16 protein-coding genes are annotated in these 23,980 nt (G+C 42.8%); 9 read left to right on the top strand and 7 right to left on the bottom strand.

Features of this window, described 5'->3' with window-relative positions:
• Positions 1-36 precede the first annotated feature (36 nt).
• Genes purQ through LLF92_00610 form a run of 3 tightly spaced genes read right to left on the bottom strand, consistent with a single transcriptional unit; the run spans position 37 to position 4,633 of the window.
• Positions 37-819, bottom strand: coding sequence for a phosphoribosylformylglycinamidine synthase I (purQ, locus tag LLF92_00620; protein MCE5339615.1), 783 nt, complete (start codon positions 817-819; stop codon positions 37-39).
• 7 nt (positions 820-826) lie between these two features.
• Positions 827-3,706, bottom strand: a complete 2,880-nt coding sequence (purL, locus tag LLF92_00615) for a phosphoribosylformylglycinamidine synthase subunit PurL (protein ID MCE5339614.1) — start codon at positions 3,704-3,706, stop codon at positions 827-829.
• Positions 3,707-3,760: 54 nt separating this feature from the next.
• Positions 3,761-4,633 (bottom strand): prephenate dehydrogenase/arogenate dehydrogenase family protein, encoded by an 873-nt coding sequence (locus LLF92_00610; GenBank protein MCE5339613.1) that lies wholly within the window; start codon positions 4,631-4,633, stop codon positions 3,761-3,763.
• A gap of 144 nt (positions 4,634-4,777) precedes the next feature.
• Here LLF92_00610 and LLF92_00605 point away from each other — a divergent pair, with 144 nt between their 5' ends.
• From LLF92_00605 to LLF92_00595, 3 genes are all read left to right on the top strand, one after another.
• Positions 4,778-5,863: an acetyl-CoA carboxylase carboxyltransferase subunit alpha gene (locus tag LLF92_00605; GenBank protein MCE5339612.1), complete on the top strand. Its 1,086-nt coding sequence runs from the start codon at positions 4,778-4,780 to the stop codon at positions 5,861-5,863.
• A 29-nt stretch (positions 5,864-5,892) separates the two neighbouring features.
• Complete coding sequence (locus tag LLF92_00600) at positions 5,893-6,858, top strand: PfkB family carbohydrate kinase (GenBank protein ID MCE5339611.1); 966 nt, start codon at positions 5,893-5,895, stop codon at positions 6,856-6,858.
• 279 nt (positions 6,859-7,137) lie between these two features.
• Entirely contained in the window at positions 7,138-7,812 is a 675-nt protein-coding gene (locus tag LLF92_00595) for an HNH endonuclease (protein MCE5339610.1), read from the top strand.
• A 361-nt stretch (positions 7,813-8,173) separates the two neighbouring features.
• On the opposite strand, the gene LLF92_00590 is transcribed toward LLF92_00595, so the two are convergent.
• From LLF92_00590 to LLF92_00580, 3 genes are all read right to left on the bottom strand, one after another.
• On the bottom strand, positions 8,174-10,558 hold the full coding sequence (locus tag LLF92_00590; protein ID MCE5339609.1) for a DUF4238 domain-containing protein: 2,385 nt from the start codon (positions 10,556-10,558) through the stop codon (positions 8,174-8,176).
• A gap of 28 nt (positions 10,559-10,586) precedes the next feature.
• Positions 10,587-11,732 (bottom strand): DNA-processing protein DprA, encoded by a 1,146-nt coding sequence (dprA, locus tag LLF92_00585; protein MCE5339608.1) that lies wholly within the window; start codon positions 11,730-11,732, stop codon positions 10,587-10,589.
• Positions 11,733-11,795: 63 nt separating this feature from the next.
• Positions 11,796-12,179: a nucleotide pyrophosphohydrolase gene (locus LLF92_00580; GenBank protein ID MCE5339607.1), complete on the bottom strand. Its 384-nt coding sequence runs from the start codon at positions 12,177-12,179 to the stop codon at positions 11,796-11,798.
• 407 nt (positions 12,180-12,586) lie between these two features.
• Between LLF92_00580 and LLF92_00575 the strand changes: the two genes are divergently transcribed.
• From LLF92_00575 to LLF92_00550, 6 genes are all read left to right on the top strand, one after another.
• Complete coding sequence (locus LLF92_00575; GenBank protein MCE5339606.1) at positions 12,587-14,002, top strand: bifunctional folylpolyglutamate synthase/dihydrofolate synthase; 1,416 nt, start codon at positions 12,587-12,589, stop codon at positions 14,000-14,002.
• A 94-nt stretch (positions 14,003-14,096) separates the two neighbouring features.
• Entirely contained in the window at positions 14,097-14,981 is an 885-nt protein-coding gene (locus LLF92_00570) for a hypothetical protein (protein MCE5339605.1), read from the top strand.
• Between the two features lie 20 nt (positions 14,982-15,001).
• Positions 15,002-16,690: a hypothetical protein gene (locus LLF92_00565; protein MCE5339604.1), complete on the top strand. Its 1,689-nt coding sequence runs from the start codon at positions 15,002-15,004 to the stop codon at positions 16,688-16,690.
• A 384-nt stretch (positions 16,691-17,074) separates the two neighbouring features.
• On the top strand, positions 17,075-17,785 hold the full coding sequence (locus LLF92_00560; protein MCE5339603.1) for a hypothetical protein: 711 nt from the start codon (positions 17,075-17,077) through the stop codon (positions 17,783-17,785).
• Positions 17,786-17,821: 36 nt separating this feature from the next.
• Positions 17,822-18,469, top strand: a complete 648-nt coding sequence (locus tag LLF92_00555) for a hypothetical protein (protein MCE5339602.1) — start codon at positions 17,822-17,824, stop codon at positions 18,467-18,469.
• Between the two features lie 156 nt (positions 18,470-18,625).
• A complete protein-coding gene (locus LLF92_00550; protein MCE5339601.1) occupies positions 18,626-22,948 on the top strand; it encodes an acyl-CoA dehydratase activase in 4,323 nt (1,440 codons plus the stop codon).
• Between the two features lie 19 nt (positions 22,949-22,967).
• On the opposite strand, the gene folP is transcribed toward LLF92_00550, so the two are convergent.
• Complete coding sequence (folP, locus tag LLF92_00545) at positions 22,968-23,789, bottom strand: dihydropteroate synthase (protein ID MCE5339600.1); 822 nt, start codon at positions 23,787-23,789, stop codon at positions 22,968-22,970.
• Between the last annotated feature and the right edge of the window lie 191 nt (positions 23,790-23,980).

Raw genomic sequence — 23,980 nt, 5'->3', positions numbered from 1 at the left:
TTCCACACTTTTCACTTTTCGTTTTTCACTATTCACTTACAAGTTTTGTTTCACATATTTAACAGCATTATCAAAAATCGTCCTGCCGTCAGCGCGTGTTTTATCAGCAAGTCTCGTCCAGTGTGGATGCTGTGTGTTTCGCACGAATCTTTCCGGATGCGGCATAAGACCCATCACTCTGCCGGTTGAATCGCAAAGCGCAGCAATCGCATCAGTCGAGCCGTTCGGATTAATTGGAAAATCTCCGAAATTCCCGTTCTCATCTACATACCTGAACGCAATTCTGTCATCAGCTTTGACTTTCTCGAACACATTGTTGCTTTCGAAAAGAACTTTGCCTTCGCCGTGCGCTATCGGCAGATAAATTCTCCTGCCCTGCTCTATGAAAATACATTTCTTGCTCGATGGCTCAAGATAAACCCATCTGTCCTCGAATTTGCCGCAATCATTATTCGCAATCGTTATCTGCTGTCTTGCGTCTGCGTCAACTTTGCCGAGAATGCCGGTCTTTACAAGAACCTGAAAACCGTTGCAGATGCCGAGCACAAGTTTGCCCGCTTCGATAAAACTGTTGAGCCTGTCGGAAAGATGGTGAACAATCTGATTGGCAAGAATCTTGCCCGCCGCGACATCATCGCCGTAGCTGAATCCGCCCGGAATCACCATAATCTGGAATTGCTCAAGAAGTTCCGGACTCTCGATAATTCTGTTTACGTGAATTCGTTCAGCCGTCGCGCCTGAAAGTTCCAGCGCGTGCTGCGTCTCAACATCACAATTAATTCCTGCCGCTCGTAAAACTATCGCTCTAACATCAGTCATATATTCATTACCATTTCAAAGGTTTCAGCCAGGCATCTTTCAAACTATCAATCTCCGCATCAATAATATTTTTGCCGGTACTGTCTTTAATAATTAAATGTTTAACTTCGATTACTCTGCCGATTTGTCCGAACGGAACGCCGAGCATCATCTTCGCGAAATCGTTGAATTTTCCCGGCGTAACTTCGACAACATATCTCGAACACGATTCGCTGAAAAGCTGCGCCGCAAGATTCGCACAATCATCCGTCTTCGGCAGGCCTTTCAAATCAGCCATAACGCCTAATCCGCCGGAGAACGCCATTTCCGCAAGCGCAACCGCAAGGCCGCCTTCGCTGCAATCATGGCAGCTCGCGACGAGTCCTGCGTCAATCGCCTTGTAAATTTTTTCAGCGGTTAATTTCGCCGTTCGTAAATCGACTTTCGGAACATTCGCTCCGACTTGCTTTTTAGTTTTGTAATAATGTGAGCCGCCAAGTTCGTTGCGTGTAAGACCGACAACAAAAATCATATTGCCCGCGGCCTTCAAATCTGCCGTTACGCATTTTTTCACATCGTCAACAATTCCCATCGCGCTGATAAGCAGCGTCGCAGGGATTGCAATTTCAGTTCCGTCATCGCAGATGAAATTATTATTCAGCGAATCTTTGCCGGAAATGAAAGGCGTGCCGAACGCGACCGCGCCATCGTAACAGGCCTGTGCCGCGCGAACAAGCGACCCCAGCGTTTCTTCTTTCTTACAGTCTGCCCAGCAGAAATTATCGAGTATCGCGATTCTGTCCGGCCGAGCGCCGACGCAAACAACGTTTCGAATCGCCTCATCAATTCCAGCCATCGCCATCCAGTACGGGTCGATATCGCCGTATAAAGGATTCATACCGCATCCGATTGCGATGCCCTTGTCGCTGTCGAACTTCGGCTGAACAACCGCCGCGTCATTCGGCCCATCATTAGTAATTCCGCCCAGCGGCTTAACAACCGAACCGCCCTGCACTTCGTGGTCGTATTGACGAATGACCCATTCCTTGCTCGCCACATTATATGTGGAAAGAATTTTCACAAGGTCGTTATTGTAGTTTTCTTTCGCCGCAATCGCCGGCTCTGAAAATACCTTTGTCATCCATTTCGCCTTGCGTGAATATTTCGGCAGACCATCGTGCAGAAAATCCATATCGATTTGCCCGACCTGCGTGCCATTATATTTCAGCGTCAGTTTTTTGTTGTCGGTGAATGTGCCGATGATTGTAGCCTCAACGTTTTCACCTGCGAATATTGCGCTAATCTTTTCAAGGTTCTCCGGCTTTACCGAGATAACCATTCGTTCCTGTGCTTCGCTGATCCATATTTCAGTATAAGAAAGCCCCGCGTATTTCAACGGTACTTTTGAAAGTTCAACATCAGCGCCGAGTTCCGCGCCCATTTCGCCGACCGCACTGCTCAATCCGCCCGCTCCGCAATCTGTAATCGCGGTGTACAAGCCGAGTTCGCGTGCCTGCAATAATGTGTCGAGCGTTTTCTTTTCGGTAATTGCGTTTCCGATTTGAACAGCGTGTGAAAATACCGTTTCGTGTTCGTGCGTCATCGCGCCGCTGGAGAACGTCGCGCCGTGAATGCCGTCTCTTCCTGTCTTGCCGCCGACAACCACAATAAATTCGCCGGTCGACGTTTTGCCAAAGCATTTATCCCTCGGCATAATTCCGACATTGCCGCAGAACACCAAAGGATTGCCGAGATAACGGTCGTCGAAAAATATCGCGCCGTTGACAGTCGGTATTCCCATTCTGTTGCCATAATCGCGAACGCCTGCGACAACGCCTTTTGCGATTCGTTTTGGATGCAGAACGCCGCGCGGAATCTCATCGAAACTCTTGTCCGGCTCTGCGAAACAGAAAATATCAGTATTTGCAATCGGCTTTGAGCCAAGACCGGTTCCCATCGGATCTCGAATAACGCCGCCGATACCAGTCGCCGCCCCGCCATAAGGGTCGAGTGCTGACGGGTGATTGTGTGTTTCAACTTTGAAGCAAATCGCGTCTTTCTCGTCGAATTCAATCACACCTGCGTTATCTTTGAAAACGCTGATGCACCAGTCTTTATTAAGTTTTTGCGTTGCGCCAAAAACCGTCTCTTTAATAAGATTATCAAAATGAGTTTGCTTGCCGTCAAATTCAAAATCAACACTGCTCTTGAGTGTCTTGTGAACGCAATGCTCGCTCCACGTTTGAGCAATCGCTTCAAGTTCAATATCAGTTGGATTTCTGCCGACCGATTTGAAATAATCCTGAATGGTTTGCATTTCAACTGCGTTGAGGAACAAATCCATTTTCTTGCTCAACTCAACAAGCTGCTGCTCATCGAGACTCAACAATTCGAGAGTTTTAAGATTAAACTGATATGACGCAAGATGCGGGCTTGGCGGCTCGGCGTCAGAACCTATAACAACAACTTCGATACAGTCATTCGAGAGCCTGCGAACAATTTTCTTGAGCTGCTTGTCAGTTATTTCTCCCAGCAGAACATATTTTCTCGCCGTGCGAACATGCTGACATTTTTGTCCCATATCATCGATAGCCGTCATCACAGACTCGGCAACCGGGTCTGTAACGCCGCTCTTGAGATGTATTTCAACGATGGTGGCTTTGGCAAGACCTGCCGGCGGAACGGATTTTCCGATATAAAATTCTTCGCAAACAGGGTCTGCGAGTAATTCGCCGCCGATGCGTTTTGCGAACGCTTCCTCGAAATCGCCTTCGATTAAAAACACTCTTGCCGACAGAACATCGAGTACCGTATCGATGCCGAGTTCTTTAACATCCGCAAAAACATTTCTGCCGCCGAGGTCTACACTGTCAGCCTTGTTAAAAACTTCAAAACGAAATTGTGCCATTTATGCTAAATCCTGTTTTAAATATGTAGGGTGGGCTTCAGCCCACGCGGTAAGCTACAATATCTCTTTCTTTGAAACTTTGTATTCTATAAGTTTAGCCCGTTTTTGCCGGGCTTGTTCGAGCAGTTTTTCAATTTTTTTCTTATGTTTAACCGCTTTTTTTATTTTCACAAGTTCTTTAATTAATTTTTCGATACCTTTTTCAATATTTTCCGCGTTGGTAATAAAAATATCCGACCAGACATTCGCCGGCCCGGATGCAACTCTGGATGTATCGATAAAACCTTTGCCGCAATGTTTGAGCTGCTCAGAATCCGAAGCGTTCAGCAAAGCAGCCGCCGTCGCGTGCGGCAGATGACTTACATTACTCAAAATCTTATCGTGTTTGGCCGCGGCCATTGTATAAACCCGACAGCCCAGAAGCGACCAGAATTTTTTCAATACCGCGGCCGCAGATTTATCCGTCGATGCGTCTTCCGTCAAAATGCACGCCGCGCCGTAAAACAGGTCATCGCGTCCAAACTCAACACCACGCTGCTCGGAACCTGCTATCGGATGTGAACCTACATAATTTACACAAGCAGGCAAAGTTTTCTTCGCCCATTTGTGCGGCAAAACTTTTGTCGACCCGACATCAGTAACTATGCAGCCCTTTTTCAAAGCAGGCCTAATGGTTTTGAAGATTTCCTCAAAGGTACAAATCGGCGTGGCGAGAATTACGACATCGGCGTCAGCAACACTTTCAAGGATATCGCTATATACAATATCCGCTACTTCGAGTTTTCTGGCCCTTTTTCGTGTGGATTCCCTATGACTGAAACCGGCGGCTTTAATCCCAAAATTTCCGCCCTTTACAGCCAGCGTTATCGAGGAACCCAAAAGCCCGAGTCCTATTACCGTAACTTGTCGTAAATCTTTTATATTCATAAGTTTATGATTAATTAACCATCCTTGCCAGGTGCGTAGAAAGTACCCTCAAAAGTGATATCTGTCAAATTTTTTCTTTCATTTTAAGCCCAAAATTGCTATTATGCTAAACTTCAATTCAATAAATGCTTAATCTTTATACTTATGGCAAACTCAAAAAATAAGAAAAACGGCGATTATTTAGCGTTTGAAAATACGATAGCTGACATAGACAGCCAGATGGCCGAGCTTACAAGGCTCGCGTCCGTCAAGGGCATAGACTATTCAGCCGAGATTCGTAAACTTCAGCAGCAGCAGGTTACCGAGTTCAAAAATATATATTCGAATCTTTCCGCATGGCAGACGGTGCAGGTCGCCCGCCATCCAAAAAGACCGCTGCTTGGCGACTATCTTAATTTGATGGTCAAGGATTTCCGCCAGCTCCACGGCGACAGATGTTTCGGCGATGACCCCGCGATGGTCTGCGGCTTGGGACGCATCGGCAGAGAAAATGTTATGGTCATTGGCCAAAATAAAGGCCGTGATGTAAAAGAGAAAATCAAATGCAATTTCGGCTGTCCGAACCCGGAAGGCTATCGCAAAGCGCTTGCGAAAATGAAATTCGCGGAAAAATATAATATTCCCGTCGTTACATTCATCGACACACCCGGTGCATATCCCGGCATTGGCGCAGAAGAACGCGGCCAGGCACAAGCCATCGCAGTCAACCTGATGGAAATGTCCCGCCTGCGTGTTCCGATTATCTGCGTCGTTATCGGCGAAGGCGGCTCCGGCGGCGCGCTGGGTATCTGCGTCGGCGATAGAATGGCAATCCTCGAATACGCATATTATTCCGTTATTTCGCCGGAAGGCTGCGCTGCGATTCTCTGGCGTGACGGCACAAAAGCACAGGAAGCGGCCGAGGCGCTCAAACTCACAAGCAGAGAACTCCAGCGGCTGGGTATTGCGGATTCAATTATTGCCGAACCGCTCGGCGGCGCGCACAGAAACACCCACGACGCGGTTTATAATGTCGAGCAGTACATTATAAAGACATTGCGAGAGCTTAAGAGGATGGACGTCGATTCGCTTCTCGATGCAAGATATAATAAACTTCGCGCAATGGGCAGTACCGCTACAAAACTCGAAGCCGAAGTAGAAGAAACAACACAGAAAATCAAAATCGCAACCCACAAAATCGCCGATGACGGCAAAATTAAAACTTCCCATTCTAAAACCATCCGCGTATAATTCTTTATCTCTATTTTCTCGGTGTCTCTGTGGTGAAAATAAAAAAGATTATTACTCTTGGTCTTAGCCCTGCGTGGGACAAGACTATCGAAATCGCCGGCATAAACTGGAACGAACACAAAATCGTCTCCGAACAGAAACTTTCCCCCGCCGGCAAAGCATTGAACATTAATAAAGCTCTCGCGTGGCTCGGAGAGCAGTCAATCGCCGCCGGATTATGGGGCGATGATGATTTCGTCCAAATGCAGGAGGCTTTAAAAAAACTCAAAAATATAAACATAAAATTTACAGGGGCCCCCGGCCGAACCCGCGAAAACATTACAATCGTTGACACAAAAAATAAACGTCAGCTTCACTTGCGCAGCAAAAGCACATTGGCAAATGCAAAATCAATGAAAATGCTCAAACGTGATTTGCAGAAAATTATCGTTAAGCATAGTTTTTGTATTTTCGCAGGCGCAATGCCGAACGATGCAATTGAATTGGTTGAACTGGCAAAAAAGAAAGGTGCGAACGTTGTCGTCGATTCATCCGGCGATGCGATGAAGAAGATTGTCGCAAAAGGCGGCTTGTTTTTAATTAAGCCCAACGTAGAGGAATTGAGTGAACTCATCGGCAGACCTGTGGTGAGCTTGTCGAACCAAAAAGAAGAAGAAAATATTATCGCCGCTGCAAAAAAAATATTGCCGAAAGTAAAATTCATCCTCGTTTCTCGCGGCGATAAAGGCGCAATGTTAATTTCCAATGAATATATTCTCTCCGCCAAATATGTTGGCAAAAAATATGATGTATGTAACACCGTCGCCTGCGGCGATTATTTACTTGCAGGTTTTATAAGTTGTTTTTGCCCAAGAATTGATTGCGCAAAACGCGCACTCGAATATGGAATAAAATCCGCAACCGCAAAAGCATTCGGCTTAAGCAAAAAACTCGATTGGAAAAAAATTAATTCAATGTTGAACGTTCAATGTTCGATGTTGGACGTTAAAATTTAATTCTTTTCTTGATTTTTTAAAAAAATATGGTATAATATTACAAGATTAAGAAATTTGTATTTTTTAATCTTGTAATCCCCGATTCTTAAGGTTTTTTCCACCTCGAACAGAAAAAACAGAGGGGACGCTAAACATTCAAAATCACGTTGAAAACCCCCGAATTTTAAGAATTTTACTGCCTCGTCAAAACGAAGTGACGACCCTGCGCAAGGGAAGGTAAAATTAGAGGGGGCAAGTTAACCATTTCTTTAAATCTTCAATTTTAATTCTTCAATCTCTATGCCCATTCCACGCAAAAAAATCGATTATGTTCTGCTCAAGATGCAGAATCACATTATCAAAATCGACCCGGATATTTACCGCCAAATATTCAACATTCGCCGCGACCCGCCAAACAAAAAATACAATAGTGATATTGCATCCGTGCGTATTGCCGCTGATGGCTGGCCGGTCGTCATTTGCAGTAAAAAACCTGCGCGTCATATTCCGCTTGCGCGATTTGTGATGAACGCAAAAAAAGGCCAGATTGTTGACCACATAAACCGCAACCCTTTAGACAATCGCAGATGTAATTTGAGATTTGTTACAAAGAGACAAAACAATCTCAACAGAAAATGCGACAACGGCACTGGCTTTTTCGGCGTCTTTATCAGACATCAGGGCAAAAACCTTTTTTGTGCCGGAAAATTTTTACCTAAAGGCCGAAAGGAAATTTGCTTTCAATTGCCTGACAATCCTGCCAATAGAGCATTGGTTGCTTTGGCTCGTGACAAATTTGTTTTGCAGGCCGGCGATGAGGAATACGCCCCGCTGAATTTCCCCTGCTTTAAAAATGAACCGTTCAGGAGTATTTTATTGAACGAAGATTTGCGAAAATACAAAACCGAAAGATATGCAAACGCCCAATTGGAATTCAAATTTATGAAAAATTTTAGAAGATATATCCGTGTTTAGCCATCGCCGGTACGGCGATGTGTCATTTCCGCGCAGGCGGTTAAAAATCCCTTGTGAGGTAATCCACGTTGTTTAAGCCCTGTCAACATTTCAATCCCCATTGCGGGGACTTTGGCAGGGTTCATTTGTTTAGCCGTGGCCGCAGCGGCCACGCGTCTTTGCGAGGTGCACAACCACGCGGTAATCTCATTTTCTGAAATCCCAAATCCGCGACCGCAAAAGCCTTCGATTAAAATGAAAATTATCATGGAACAAAGTAAATTTTAAGTTTGAATATTCAGTATCATCTAAATTAAGTGAAGACTATTATATTTGTGATAGTAATTTAAAATACTTAGTTCGCTTCTTATTTCTGAATCTCTTATTCTGTTTTATCTGATGCAGTACCACTGAAAAGATAAGTATGAACTGAAGATATTTCATTTTTGTCAAAAGTTTTTTTAAGATGCTGGTGAATTATTGGTAAATCGTAGTTTCCTAAATTAAATTCAATGTTTTCCTGCGATATAGAATATTTTGCATTTTTGTACTTATGCATAGCAACGTTAATAGTTTCCCAATCACTTTGTGATTCAAAAATAGCTTTTTCCAATTCTTTATGTGTATCCTGATTAAAGGGTTCGTTTTTAAATTTCCTTAGAACCAAACGAACCTTTTCTAAAATTCCCACATCCTTAAACGACCTGACAAGATAACCATCATCGCAGTTGAACGTATTAATTTTGAATTGTAATGAATTATTTTGCAGATCATTTAAACTATCTAATTCATTTTTCTGAAAATTTAGATAAGTATAAGGTATGGCGTTTGTCAATTTTGCCATGTAAAACATGATTTCTACCATTTCATTTGTTTTATATAATAGATACTGCTCACCAAGTTTCTCAATTGTTTTTCCAACTAACAATGTATTTTTCTTTTTTTTCTCTCTAGTGTCTTGTGCTATTTCAAAAATAATATTTTGCGGTATATTTGGAATTAAATTTTTGATTGTTCGTTCTAAAATTTCGTCAGGAGTTATAAACAAAATATTCTCAAGTTGTAACATCATTTGTCTGCAAAAAAATTCTTGGTCTCCTTGTATATTATATTGTTTTTTCTTTTTAGCATTGGCCATTGCTATTTCTCGAAAACTAAAATCTAATGCAAAAGGATTTGGTAATATTTGTAATTGACCAGTATCAATCCAAGGTAACAATGTAATTATAGTAAGGATAAAATTATAAGTACTGACGATATAATGTTCAGAATTCAGTATAGGATTATATGATTCTTTCGTGCAACAAGGATGTGGGAATGGATTACATATATAAAATTTATCAAAATATAAACTTAAATTTAGCAGTTTTGAAAAAATAATTTGATAATCTAATTCTCCCAAATAGAATAAACTGAATTCTTGCTCACTTGAGATTGGCTTAATAGTGTCTACTCCGGCTGGCCATAAATCATCAATCAGCAAATAAAACGTTCTTACATTTTCAGCATTAAAATTATTTTTGAAATCTTCAAACTTATTATCTTTCATTTTAAAGATATCAACAATACCTTCTACTAAAAGTAGATTTTGCTCTTGTATGTTAGGAGTGTTATATTGATCAAGTAATTTAGTAAGATAATCACTGAAATTTTCTTTCCTTGTATATTTTTTGATAAAGTTAATACTATTCTTCATTTCGTCAATTTTTTTACTGTCTGTTATTCTTTTGCCATAAGGATCAAACCCTTCAATCGATCCATCTATGTGCCCCATAAAAATACCAGTTGATATATGAACCTTATTTTGGGGTGGTAAAAAAATTTTATAAAATTCATGCCAATTACTATTGTTTATATATTTTTCAGGATAAAGCCATTCTTTCTTTGCTCCTGCAATATAACTTTTTGCTTGTTGTTTTAGGACATAATTAATTATACAAATATCATTTTCTATTAAGCTTCGTTCATGAATTATATCTAAAAAATTAAAAATAGCTTTGTTATTAACATCATCATAGTATCTAGCATTAATTCTGTTTTGCAATGGATCAGCCTGATGATTGAGAGCTAATTGCCTATGGGTTAGAATTAAGCAATAATTTAACGATAAAGGATAAATTGTTTGTGTTCCTATCATTTCCAAAGATGGCTCATCAGGATACCTCCATTTATCTGAATCAGGTTTAATGCTGTGGTTATAAAATGTTACTGGATTATCGCTAATTATAAACTTTGTCTTACTATCATCTGCAGATACGATCTCCCAAATCGCTTCCGTCCACATAGAACAATAAAGATGCCGTATTGTCTGCATTGTATGTAGTACAATATTGTTATTTAAAGATTCAAGATTATATCCACAAGCCACCATATATTTTTTTGTCCAATCTAAACCTTTTGGCGTGCGGAGTTTTTGTGCATTCATAAAATCCATAAAATCTAGCCAACTTTGATGCCCATCGATTGTTTCCCAACCTTCCTTTATTGCTATTTTATCTATAGATTTGGAACCTCTAATATCAATATCACCGAATAACTTTTTCTCTACAATATCACTTTTTTGACCAAATAAATCAATCGTATAGAGATGTTTTTGCTGAAAAAAATATTTAGGTAAATTATGATAGGGCTTGCTTTCTGTATTTGTTAAATTTTTATCTAAACACCAATATTGTGTACCATTTTCAATAAATCTTCTTTGATACCATTGGGGTACATAATGATTTCTTTTTGTAATTTCAGGTTGTATAGGTTTTTCTTTTGGCATAATAAGATAATTTCATTTTTGTGTAACATCATCTCTTCGCATAATAGTTTCCCGGAAACTGTTTTACCAAACCTTTCAATCTCATAGAAACTAATGTCGCGCTGACTTTGCCGGCTGCGAATTGGGTCTTGCTTATTATTTCTTCGATATGAACCGGTTCGCCGTCTAACGAATCCAAAATTTTCCGTTCTGTTTCTGTAAGATTTAATTTCGATGTGTCGAACAATTCCTTTTGCACTTTTTCAACTGCTTTTGCGCTTGTGTTTTTGACATGTTGCTGAAAATCAATTTGCAGAAACTCCAGCGTCTCAATCACATCATCGACCGACTCGACTAATTTCGCGCCCTGCTTAATCAGGCCGTGCGGCCCTTTTGACAAAGGCGAATCGATTCTGCCGGGGATTGCCATAACTTCGCGATTATTTTCCAGCGCAGCTTTGGCCGTCAGAAGCGCACCCGAGCGCGGCATAGCTTCGACAACAATCGTCGCAAGCGAAAGCCCTGCGATAATTCTATTGCGAGGCGGAAAATTTTCCGCCAGCGGTTCATATCCCATCGGCAGTTCACTAATGCACGCGCCGCTTTGGCAAATTTTCTCGAATAGCGTTTTATTTTCAGGCGGGAAAATATTAGAAAGTCCGCAGCCCTGCACCGCGATAGTTCTGCCCTTTGCGCTCAACGCTCCGCTGTGCGCAGCCGAGTCAATGCCGCGTGCCATACCGGAAACGACAGTGAACCCCGCGGCCGCAAGCAGATGTGCGAACCGCGAAGCCTGTTCCGTTCCGTAATTGCTGCAATGCCGAGAGCCGACAATCGCGACCGCAAGCGAATCGCTCGGCACAAAATCGCCTTTGACGTAAAGCACCGGCGGCGGGTCATAAATTCTTTTCAGCGCGGCCGGGTAGCGGGCATCTGTAATATCGATAATGCACGCGCCGAATTTGTCGGCCAGTGCGATTTCTTTTTCGACGTCGAAGTCGTTTCGTGAGCTGAATATTTTTTCTGCTGTTTTGCTGCCGATTCCTTCGACTTGCGAAAGAGCGGCCATTGATGCGTTAAGAATTTCCTCCGGCCTGCCGAACTTTTCGAGCAGTCGCCCGAAAATCACCGGCCCCACACCCTGACAATGAGCAATCCGCAGCCACTTGCCTACCCCTTCCGAATGTCCCTTCAATTGTCCGCCTCCAAATTTTATATATCACATAAAAAAATCCGTGAAAATCCGTATAATCCGCGGTTAAAGTTTATTATATTTCGTATGTTTTCCTTTTGCCTTTTCAACCGGATATTTTTTTATATTTTTTTCCATTTTATTTTTCATCGCGTCGAGCAAATCGATGCCCAGATTATCTGCCAGTTCAAAAAGGTACATCGCGACATCGGCGATTTCGTCCTGAATTTCCTCTTTATGTTCTTTGACATATTGTTGGGCTTCTTCTTTGGTTTTCCATTGGAAATGTTCGAGCAGTTCGGACGCTTCGAGAACGATAGAGATGCTCATATTCTTGGGGTCATGAAACTGCATCCAGTCGCGCTCGTCGCGAAACTGCTTTATCATATCCGTGATTTTTTTAACGTCGTTAATAATAAAACTCCAATCTATGAAAACAAATCTTATCACCTATTCTAAACATTTCAACTCTTAATACCTTATCTACTACCTAATGACTACCGGCTACTGCAAAAAACGTCCGAAAATAGGCGAACAGGTCGCGGTTTTTTACGTATATCAGGATATAATTCTCCTTTCCCCCTAAAAAATAAAAGATTTATAGGGTGAAGTATTGTTATAATTTGACGTGAAAAGCACCGGTTTTCTGTGATTTTAGTAACAGTTAAGCTGTAAAATGGACTTATCTAATCCTTAAATCCGCACAAAAAACCGCATTTCTTTTTGCTTAACCATTTAGTGTAAATATATGTATGATAAAGACTTAAAAATGTGGAATTATAAAGTGTCTTTTGCACAAAAGAAAACTAATCGTTATAAATTGACTTTGGATGATAAAATCTATATATTGAGGAGCTATGACTGTACACACAAGCACAAGTAAGAAGGCAGCGGAGAAATCTGGCAAAGTTCAGCCGGTGAAATCTCCTAAGCAGTTTCGCACATTTAAACAGGCATTAGAATACCTGTTTACCCGAACTGACTATGAGAAACAAAGCCGCCTTCGCTATAATGTAACGACTTTCAGCCTTGAAAGAATGGAAAAACTGCTGGGACTGCTGGCCAATCCGCAAAAGAAATTGGCCTGCGCACACATCGCCGGAACTAAGGGCAAGGGCTCGACGGCGACAATGCTGGCCAGAATGCTTCAGGCAAACGAATATTCAGTCGGCCTGTACACTTCGCCGCACGTTGTCAATCTGCATGAGCGAATCGAAATTGACGGCAAAAGAATTACAGATTCCGAATTGACCGGTCTGATTAACAGAGTATATGCTCCGGTTGAGAAGCTGGCAAAAACTGATGCGCCAACGTTCTTCGAGATTTTGACTGCGATGGCGTTTATGTACTTCGTCGATAAGAAAGTTGACATTGCGGTAATCGAAACTGGTCTTGGCGGAAGATTAGACAGCACAAACGTTATTGAGCCGGCTGTTGTCGGCATAACAAATATCAGTATGGATCATATGAATCTGCTGGGCAAAACGCTCGACAGTATCGCCAAAGAAAAAGCGGGCATTATTAAAAAAGGCATACCAGTTATAACTGTGCCGCAGGAACCGCTTGCGATGAAAGAGATAAAGAAACAGGCAAACGCTGTTAAGGCGCCGCTTCTTGTTACCGGCAAAGATATCGATTTTTCGTATCGATTCGAATCGTCGCGCGAGTACGGCCCGCACACACGAATTTGCCTGACAACTCCGACATGTAAATTTGAACATTTACGAGTTCCGCTGCCCGGCGAACATCAGGCGATGAATTGCGGTCTTGCGATCGCTATGCTCGACTCGCTCAAAGCCGGCGGCTATAAAATTGACGATGCGAAAGCAATTGCAGGTTTGAAAGACATAAAAATGCTGGGCCGAATGGAAACCGTCCACAACGACCCGCGTATTCTGATTGACGGCGCACATAACGCGTCGAGTATTCGCGCACTCGTTCAGGCAATCGGTCAGCACGTGCCGTATGATTCGATGGTCGTGATTTTCGGCTGCGGACAGGATAAAGATGTTCGCGGTATGCTCGAACAGCTTCAGTATGGCGCTGACAAAGTAATTTTCACACGCAGCAATTCGCCAAAGGCTGTTTACCCGCAGGAGCTTGCGGATATGTACACCGAGATTTGCGGCAAGATGTGCCAGACGGCGTTTAGTCTCAAAGAGGCGATACGAGTCGCATCAAGCGCAATCGGCAAAGAAGATTTGATTTGCATTACCGGAAGTTTCTATCTTGTCGGTCAGGCAAGAACGATGTATATGCCGGGACAGGATTAAATTAACACTTACAAAAATCCGCTTAACCGCGGATTTTTTTTTGCGCAAAAAAGTAAGAGTTGAATAAAATATTCAAAAAGATATAATTCGTGGGATGGAAAATAAAGTTATCAATTCGAGAAGAGCTTTCACCATTTGGGAATTATTATTTTTACTTTTTATAATTTTTCTGCTGTTTAGTTTATTAATGCCATCACTTAGCAAGTCGAGGTCAAGAGCAGTAGTTATTGTTTGTCAGCATTGTTTGCACTCATATAGTACGGCCGGGCAGGCTTTTCTTAACGATAATGATGATTATTTCCCAGAGCCTAATGAATGGCTTTACAGCGGTCTTTCAGTTAATGAATCGCATCCAATCGGATGCCGATGGCACGATGGACAAATGTCACTCCAAAGCGAAACTATGGAGGGAAAACAAGAATATTACGGGAAAATGGTGAAATATTTTGATGAAAAATATACAAGGGGTTGTCCCGTTTTTATCAACATTGCGCGTTTCAGAGGATGCGAGAATCCAAACCATAATGAAAACATACCTGTCGAACCGCAATACAGCTATACAATGAATGCATACTTAGGCGGAAAGCAAAACGGCAGCGTACAAAAATCAAATGAAGTCAGGAATCCGGCCAAGGTGTTCTTTTTTGCAGAAGAAAACTCCTGGACATTAAGCCCGAACAATCCAAAGTATAAGGCTGAATGGCTGAAAAAACCTTTAAGTACCAAAGCATTGGATGATACAATGCTTTATATAAGTTCCACATCTGAAGCCAGAGATTGTTTCGCAACTTACCATGATGCTCGTGATTTAAATTCTGGTTCAAGTAATGTGGTATTTATAGATGGCCATGTAAATTCAGTTTCAGCACATGAACAATCGCCAAAAACAAGATTTTCCAGCAGTACGTTTGGAACTGCGGGAAATTTGTCATTAGCGTGGGCAAGCAAAAATCTACCGCCCGATGGGCTCGGAGAGTAAAATTTAACGGAGATATAAATATGGATGAAACAAAGAAAGACAGTTACGGCCGGCCTATTCCGCCGCCTATTCCAAATCCAAATCAGACAAATTCAGTATTATCAGGTAATATCATTGACACGATGGCATGGAAGAATTTTCTCAATGTGGCCGGGGCAAGCGTATTTTATTGTTTGAGCGCTGTATTCGTAGCATATGGCATAGTCAAAGTGATGGGGCCTATATTATCAGCAAGCAATTCTTTGCGTGAAGCACTGCCCTGTCTTTTTACTCTTCATTTTTATGAGATTGCTCTTTTGGGCGTTTTAATTTTGATTGTTTACAAAAAGGCAGTCGATGATGCCGTATCTCTGGTCATCCTGATAGCGATGTTTCTTGTCGGTACCAGCATTGCTTTAGGTTCGGTTGCAGATACCGCTATTAAAGCCGGTTTCTATGCAGGTATAATTGGCGTTGTATTAGCTTTTATAAAATTTTTCTGTATTAAAAGACTTGTTAAGATTCAAATTGGAATCATGACATTTGCGGGGCTTCTTATAATTATGATATTTAATTATCTTGGCCCGGTTTTTATGGCAAATATAATTTCCGAACATGCTTCGCAAAGAGAACTGTGCAGAGGATATTGGCTGAATCTAAATGTTTTAATCCTGATTGGTGCAGTTTTTGTGATTATTGAAGCAGCTCGAAAAAAAATGGAAGAAGACAAAAAAGCTTTCTTGCAGAAACCCACAATGGCTTATATCTTTGCGTTAATACTCCTGGCTATGACCGGTATTCATCAATATGCAATTGGGTATAGTTTTGCAATAAAATATGTGTTTGGAGATTTTATTCCTGTAATAGCAATCAGCAGCATACTTTTATTCGAGATTTTTCATCATAACGGTAAACGATTTGATATTTTATCTATTGTCAGTTTGTGTGTGCCTTTATTGGTGACAATGCTGGCTATTAACAACAAATCAATACTTGCATCCGGCCATATTAATGCATCACTATTCAGCTATCCGCCTGTCATATTAGCTTTATCCGGCATAGCTATCGCTGCCTTGGCAAAATATCATCGCTGGAAAGGTTTAATCATTTTAACTGTTATATACGGTTTGGGAGTTGTTTTAACGGCCGGTTTCTCTCCTGAACATCCGTATGATTTAAATATCCGCGCGTTTTTCGCGACCTGCAGCATAATTTCATTTGCATACGGTATTTTTGTTTGGAACCAATATTTTTGTATTGCGGGTATTATCTCACTTTGTTTTTTACTGCCCCAATTCAAGTGTTTTGCGGAACTTGTGAAAGAAAATGGTTTAACAAAAGAGGGAACGCTGGTTGGGATGTTTGGTTTCGGCTCTATGATTCTTTACATCCTGTTTGGACAAAGCTTAAACAAAGCTATCCGAATTATTGGAACTATTTTCTTTGCCATATTTTTATTCGACTATCTTCCTGAATCTTTTCAATGGAGATTTCCGGGAACACTAATAGCAACAGGATTAATTATTTTTGGCGTATGGATAAGAACCAAGGACAGTTTGATTATTCCAATTTTACTGATGCCGTTTTTGTTTAGATTATATATGTACGCAAAAGGCATAGGCTATTGGCGGCAGGTTATTGTCGGGTTTTTAATGCTTGGGGTTGGAACTGTAATAAGCTTATTTAAAAATTCAATCAAAAATATAATTAAAAAAGGAAATGAGAATTAGTAACTTTGATTTCTCTTTCGACTTGCTATGATATAAAATTAGAAAATCTGCCTATCAATGCCAAAATTAGTAAGGTATCTACTGATTTCTGATTTCCAAAAATTAGTACAGCATGTATGTCGTCAGCAAGAATGGCACAAAAGCAGCTCTTTTCCAAGAGAGCTTTTTCTGGAAATCTGGGAATATCATATTAATTTTTCGCTTTCCAACATTTTCTGCTTTGTCCTTTTTAGCCCTTTTTATGTTTCAATATCCCACTCAATATCTTCTCCAATTTCATGACAAAATTGTCGTCCATCTATAATTAATTGTTTTTCAATTGCCACACTCATTCTATTTGATAGAATTACGGTTTCATAACTACTTTGCTTTGGAGTCAGTTTAATGATAACGTTTTTTGTTTCAGTGGTAATGTTGTTCGCCGGTTACTGGATATACGGCAGGTTCGTCGAAAAAGTATTCTGTATCCAGCCGGAACGCCCAACTCCGGCAGCAACACAGCCGGACGGCGTGGATTTCGTGCCGATGCACTGGTCAAAAATATTCCTGATACAGTTGCTTAACATCGCAGGTCTGGGCCCCATTTTCGGAGCGTTGGCAGGCGCGTTATGGGGGCCGGTGGTTTTTCTGTGGATAGTATTCGGCTGTATCTTCGCCGGAGCAGTTCACGATTATATTTCCGGTATGATGTCGCTGCGGCACAACGGCACAAGTGTTTCTGAAATCATCGGAATATATCTGGGCAAATACGTAAAAAATATTATGCTGGTTTTCATAGTAATGCTGCTGATTCTGGTCGGAGCGGTTTTTATCAGCGGGCCGGCAAAACTTCTTGCCGTTCTTACGCCGGAATCTCTTAACGCTACATTTTGGGCAATTTGCATAGTTATATATTATTTCATCGCGACGATTTTCCCGATAGACAAAATCATCGGCAGACTATATCCGCTGTTCGGAATCGCTTTGGTAGTAATGGCGGCGGGCATCGCCGGCGGAATAATTGTCGAAGGCTATAAAATTCCCGAACTGCAATTTACAAATATGCATCCCAAGGCACTGCCAATCTGGCCGCTGATGTTCATCACCGTAGCGTGAGGAGCAATCAGCGGATTCCACGCGACACAATCGCCAATGATGGCTCGCTGCCTGACGAACGAAAAATACGGCAGAAGAGCTTTCTACGGAGCAATGATAGCCGAGGGACTCATCGCACTGATATGGGCCGCAGCGGGTATGGCATTTTTCGGCTCAACAACGGAACTCGGCAAAGAACTTGCCGCCAACGCTGCCGGCGGCGCTGTGCATAAGATATCCGTCAGCCTGCTCGGCGGTTTCGGCGGAGTGCTGGCAATGCTCGGCGTTATCGCATGTCCGATTACCACCGGCGATACAGCTTTTCGCAGCGCAAGACTTACAATTTCTGATGCGTTCAAAATAAATCAAAAGCCGATTACTAAAAGACTGCTCATCGCTGCGCCGCTGTTCATCGCGGGATTTGGCCTTACGTTTATAAAGTTCGATATTATCTGGCGGTACTTCGCATGGGCAAATCAAACGCTGGCTATGGTGATACTATGGGCAACGGCGGTGTATCTGCGAAAGAACAATCGATTCTACTGGATTACCGTTATACCGGCGGCGTTTATGACGGCTGTAAGTGTTACTTATATTTTGATTGCGCCGGAAGGGTTCGGATTAGCGGCTAAAATAAGTTACCCGGCAGGCATCGGGGCGACAGTAATATTATTCGCGGTGTTTCTGCTGAAAAAGAAAGTTTAATTTATAGCCACAGAGAACACAGAGTTCACAGAGAAATAACTTTCGATGTCATTTCAATTTTTTTGAGGTTACATCAAAATTTTCTGTTACCTAAAAATCTTGACTTGCACATAAAATGAGTTAGAATACTCTGACTGCTCATTTAAGGAGAATTGTGTGCAGAGCAAGGATAATACTGAAAAAATCGTATCAGTGGGAGTATCGAATTATTCGCCGGAGGTTCTGCGCGACGATAGAGGATTGTATCTTGGCATCGACGTCGGCTCGACAAGCTGCGATGTTATTCTTCTAAATCAAAGTCTTGGGCTTATTTACAGTGATTATCGGCGCACCAAAGGCAGGCCGGTAGAAACGCTCGGCACTGCACTTAACGAACTGTTCAAAAAAATTCCCATCAATAGAATTGAATTTGCCGCCGCGACAGGCTCAGCTTCAAGACTTATCGCTTCATTATTAAACATTCCATACATCAACGAAGTTTCCGCGCAGGCTTTTGCGATTGCGCATTTGTATCCGCACTTTTCGCAGGCAACTATAATTGAAATGGGCGGACAGGACAGCAAACTGCTTTTCCTCAAAACTGAAAACGGAAGATTGGCTCTTACAGATTTCGCGCTCAACAGTGCGTGTGCCGCTGGTACAGGTTCATTTCTCGACCAGCAGGCGCAGCGTCTGGGAATAAACATTGAAAACGAATTTAGCAAAATGGCAATCGCTGCCAAAAGTGTTCCGACAATCGCAGGCAGATGTTCGGTGTTCGCCAAAAGCGATATGATTCACTTGCAGCAGCAGGCGACGCCGGTTGAGAATATTATCGCAGGATTGTGTCTGGCTCTTGCGAGAAATTTGAAAACCAATCTCGGCAAAGGCAGAGAATTCATCGCGCCGATAATTTTCACCGGCGGAGTCGCCGAAAACATCGGCGTTGTGAACGCAATCAAAGAGGCTTTTAAATTACAATCAGGTCAATTGATAGTTCCAAAAGAACATTTCTTCACTGGCGCAATAGGCGCGGTACTTGCTACAAAAGATTCGCGAAAGAACGAGCAGAAATTTAATATCAAAAAACTGCACGAATATCTGCACACACAAAGAAATTTCGGCGAAAAGGCTCCGCGAAGAGACCCGCTGCCGAGGCCTTCATTCGACGCACCCGCAGGTAAAGTTCACAGTTTGCCGCCGGACTGCAAAGAAAAAATTGACGCCTGGCTCGGCGTTGATGTCGGAAGTATCAGCACAAATGTTGTTGTGATTGACAAAGATAAAAATGTTTTGTCGAAAGCGTATTTGATGACGGCGGGCAGACCTTTGGAGGCTGTAAAGCAAGGCCTGCAAATGGCCGCAAACGACCTCGGCGATAAAGTCATAATCAAAGGCGCCGCGACAACCGGTTCAGGAAGATACCTCACCGGAGATTTTCTCGGCGCTGATATTGTGATAAATGAAATCACTGCGCAAGCGGCCGGCGCTGCGGTTGTGTGTCCGGAAGTTGATACGATTTTTGAAATCGGCGGACAGGACAGTAAATTTATTTCGCTCAAGAACGGCGTAGTTGTCGATTTCGAGATGAATCACGCTTGCGCCGCTGGCACCGGTTCGTTTCTCGAAGAGCAGGCGGAGAAACTCGGCATAAGTATCAAAGACGAATTCGCATCGCTTGCGTTTCAAAGTGCCGCACCGATAAAACTCGGCGAACGATGCACGGTGTTTATGGAATCCGATTTGCTCGATTACCAGCAGCAGGGAGCGGAGACAAAAGACCTCGTCGCGGGGCTTGCTTATTCAATTGTTACAAACTATCTCAACCGCGTCGTCGGCAGAAGAAAACTCGGCGACAATATTTGCTTTCAGGGCGGCACAGCTTTTAATAAAGCAGTTTGGGCGGCATTTGAAAAAATTGTCGGCAAACCAATCCGCGTGCCCGACCATCATGAAGTTACCGGCGCACTTGGCGCTGCGGTAATCGCAAAAGCAAGAACGCAGGGGCAATCGAAATTCCGCGGCTTTGAAAATCTCATTCACATTAAATATGACGTGGAATCTTTCGCGTGCGAACACTGCTCCAACAATTGCGAAATCAAAAAAGTTATGCTGCCGGGCTGCGAACCGCTTTATTACGGCTCACGCTGCGACAGATATAATATTTCGCGAGCAAAAAAACACAAGAGAACAGCGGCTGCGTTCGAATATCGGAATCTTATGCTGCGGCAGTTCGCTCGGTTGGATGAGCCGGCGGAAAATACACGAAAAGAAAAAATCGGCATTCCGATGTCGCTGATTAACTGGCAGTATCTTCCGCTGTTCAGCGTGTTTTTCAAAAATCTCGGATTCGAGCCGTGTGTAACACAGACAACAAGCAGATTGACCATAAAAAAAGGCGTCGAGGCCGTTACCGCCGAGCAGTGTTTCCCAGTCAAGGTCGCGTTCGGCCACATTGCCGAACTCATCGAGCAGCAAGTCGATTATATTTTCCTGCCGAGCGTTGTTAGTCTTGCAAATTTGTTCGACACAAACACCGCGTCGAAATTATGTCCGTATGTTCAGTCGCTGCCATATCAGGCGAAAACCGCTTTTGCCGGCAGGCTGGGCAAATGCAAACTGCTTACGCCTGTAATCAGGCTCGGCAACGGCAGGAAAGAACTACTGCAAACATTTGCGAATCTTGCCGTACAGTTGAACGTGAAAAAGTCGCTTGTCGAAAAAGCAATCGACGATGCGCTTGCGGCGCAGAAAAATTTCGAGGCGAGTCTGATTCAAAAAGGCAAAGAGGTATTGTCATCTATCGGCGAAAACGGCAGATTGTTCGTCCTGTTCGGCAGGCCGTATAATAGTTGCGATGCGCAGATAAATTTGCAATTAGCCGACAAACTTTCCGCGATGGGTATCGATGTACTGCCTTTAGATATGCTTGACCTTTCCACGGCACCGATTGCGGATGAATATTTGCATAAAAGTATGTACTGGGGGCTCGGCCAGAAAATTCTCCGCGGCGCGGAAATTATAAAACAGGATAAACGTTTGTTCGCAGTTTATCTTTCAAATTTCAGTTGCGGGCCGGATTCGTTCCTTGAAACATTTTTCAGAAATATTTCAGCCGAAAAACCGAGTCTGTTCCTTGAGCTTGACGAACATTCCGCCGACGCGGGGCTTGTTACAAGACTGGAAGCGTTCTTCGATAGTTTAAGCCATTATCAGCCTTCGCCGCAGAAAATCAAAATTCAGGCTGTCGCGGAAAAAGGCTGCGTCAACCGAAAACTCTTTATTCCATATATGAGCGACTGTTCGTATGGAATGGCGTCAACTTTTAAATCGCTCGGCAAAGACGCCGAAGTAATGAAATGCGCAGACGAACACGGCTTGCTTCTCGGCAGAAAGTTTTCGACCGGCAAAGAGTGTCTGCCGTGCGCGATTACCGTAGGCGATATGCTCGCGACCGCAGAGCGAAAAGATTTCCAGCCGGACAAAAGTGCTTTCCTGATGCCGTCAACATCCGGGCCGTGCCGAATGGGTGTGTATAATTGTATGCAAAAGCAGGTATTGCAATATGCGGGACTAAAAGATGTTCCGATTTTCGCACCGAATCAGGATACGAAATTTTATAATGAGATTGCCGATGCGATGGACGAAAAAGGCTGGAAACTTATGCTCAACGCATGGACATCGATGGTCGGCATCGACTTAATTGGCAAGGTACTGCTGAAAGCAAAATCGCAAAGTAATGACAGAGCGGCGATTGAAAAAATTTATAAACAATGGCTGAAAGTCTGGCTTGAGAATACCGAAGCGAGCGGTTCGCTTGCGAGCAAGAAGAAATTAATGGCGGACTTCGCGCAAAAATTTTCACAGACAACGAATCCTGCGATTTCAAGACCTCGCATCGGCGTTGTCGGTGAAATTTATGTCCGCAGTCATCCTTTCTCGAATAACAATATCATTCATCGGCTGGAGGAACTCGGCGCAGCCTGTGCGCTTGCGCCGCTTGCTGAATGGGTTTACTATACTAATTATATGCGAATGCTCGGCGCAAAAAGAGCCGGCCAACATTGGCATTATATGGTTAATGCCGCACAGGATTTTATTCAGCATTGGATTGAGAAATCTCTTGCTGCGCCGCTTGAGAAAAAATTCGGCACGGTCGCAGAGCACGATGTGAAATCTGTTTTGAAGTTCGGCCAAAAATACATCGACATTTCATTCGAAGGCGAAGCGGTCTTAAGCGTCAGCAAAATTATTGAATATTACCACGAAGGTTTCGCGGGCGTGATTAATGTGATGCCGTTTACGTGTATGCCCTCGACGATTGTTTCGAGCATTATTCCGCAGATAAGCAAAGATTGTGATAATATGCCGATTTTGAATATTACGTTTGACGGTACGGAAGATGTTACTTTCGCTACACGTTTGGAAGCGTTTTATCAGCAGTGCAGTCAGCGGGCAAAAATAGTTCCTGACACCATATTATCAAAAAGTCATTCATAACTACTTACAAAACAACAACTTAAAAGGTGCCTGACACCTTTTTTGTGAAAACGCTGCCGACTTTGGCGACATCAACCATCTCGGCGACATCGTGAACACGGATAATTGAAACGCCTGCTGCCGCAGCCAATGCAACTGTCGCGGCAGTACCCAAAATCCTGTCCCTGGGATTTTCTTTGCCCGTCAGCGTGCCAATAAATTTTTTCCTGCTTGTGCCGAGCAAGACCCTGTAACCGGAATTTACAAAAATGCCGATGTTCTTCAGAAGTGTTATATTATGCTCAAGCGTTTTGCCAAAACCAATCCCCGGGTCAATAAATATTTTTTCTTTTTCTATGCCGGCATCCTGTGCCGCTTTTGCTCTTGCCAGCAGATATTCCAAAACTTCCTGCACAACATTTTTATAATACGGCTCTTTTTGCATAGTTTCGGGATTGTGCTGCATATGCATTAATATCACAGGCAATTTTTTCTCCGCTGCAAGTTTGGCAGTGCGGATATCTGCAAGTGAAGTAATATCATTTATTATCGATGCGCCTGCTTCTATCGCAGCTTTTGTTACTTCAAAATCCTTACTGTCGATACTGATCGGAATTTTAATTTTCGCCGCAAGTTTTTCAATTACAGGTATCGCGCGTTTGATTTGCTCTTTGCTGCTGACGGCTTTTGAGCCGGGGCGAGTTGATTCTGCACCAATGTCGATTATCGCTGCGCCATGCTTTTCCATTTCGATGCCGCGGGCAACAGCTTTTTCGATATCGAGAAAATCTCCGCCGTCACTGAACGAATCAGGCGTTACATTCAGGATACCCATTACAAGACAGCCGGCGGAAAAATCCATTTTCCCGCCTGGCCAAACTAAAATTTTTGAATTCTCTTTAACCACGAATTTTTTACAACGATTTTTAACCACGAATGAACACGAATCTACACTAATTATAAAATACGAATATCTAAATCCGCCCTTCGGGCAAATTCAAATTACCAAAATTCAAATATTTAAAACTACCGCGTGGGCTAAAGCCCACCCTA

It is taken from the genome of Planctomycetaceae bacterium, assembly GCA_021371795.1.
Lineage (GTDB): Bacteria > Planctomycetota > Phycisphaerae > Sedimentisphaerales > UBA12454 > UBA12454.
Note: the sequence above shows the minus strand (reverse complement) of the source record. Positions and strands in the feature narration are given on the sequence as shown.

Bases quoted from the DNA above. Each gene is read 5' to 3' on its own strand.
- purQ (MCE5339615.1), bottom strand. From the start codon at position 819: ATGACTGATGTTAGAGCGATAGTTTTACGAGCGGCAGGAATTAATTGT.
- purL (MCE5339614.1), bottom strand. From the start codon at position 3,706: ATGGCACAATTTCGTTTTGAAGTTTTTAACAAGGCTGACAGTGTAGAC.
- LLF92_00610 (MCE5339613.1), bottom strand. From the start codon at position 4,633: ATGAATATAAAAGATTTACGACAAGTTACGGTAATAGGACTCGGGCTT.
- LLF92_00605 (MCE5339612.1), top strand. From the start codon at position 4,778: ATGGCAAACTCAAAAAATAAGAAAAACGGCGATTATTTAGCGTTTGAA.
- LLF92_00595 (MCE5339610.1), top strand. From the start codon at position 7,138: ATGCCCATTCCACGCAAAAAAATCGATTATGTTCTGCTCAAGATGCAG.
- LLF92_00590 (MCE5339609.1), bottom strand. From the start codon at position 10,558: ATGCCAAAAGAAAAACCTATACAACCTGAAATTACAAAAAGAAATCAT.
- LLF92_00575 (MCE5339606.1), top strand. From the start codon at position 12,587: ATGACTGTACACACAAGCACAAGTAAGAAGGCAGCGGAGAAATCTGGC.
- LLF92_00570 (MCE5339605.1), top strand. From the start codon at position 14,097: ATGGAAAATAAAGTTATCAATTCGAGAAGAGCTTTCACCATTTGGGAA.
- LLF92_00565 (MCE5339604.1), top strand. From the start codon at position 15,002: ATGGATGAAACAAAGAAAGACAGTTACGGCCGGCCTATTCCGCCGCCT.
- LLF92_00560 (MCE5339603.1), top strand. From the start codon at position 17,075: ATGATAACGTTTTTTGTTTCAGTGGTAATGTTGTTCGCCGGTTACTGG.
- LLF92_00555 (MCE5339602.1), top strand. From the start codon at position 17,822: ATGATGGCTCGCTGCCTGACGAACGAAAAATACGGCAGAAGAGCTTTC.
- folP (MCE5339600.1), bottom strand. From the start codon at position 23,789: ATGGATTTTTCCGCCGGCTGTCTTGTAATGGGTATCCTGAATGTAACG.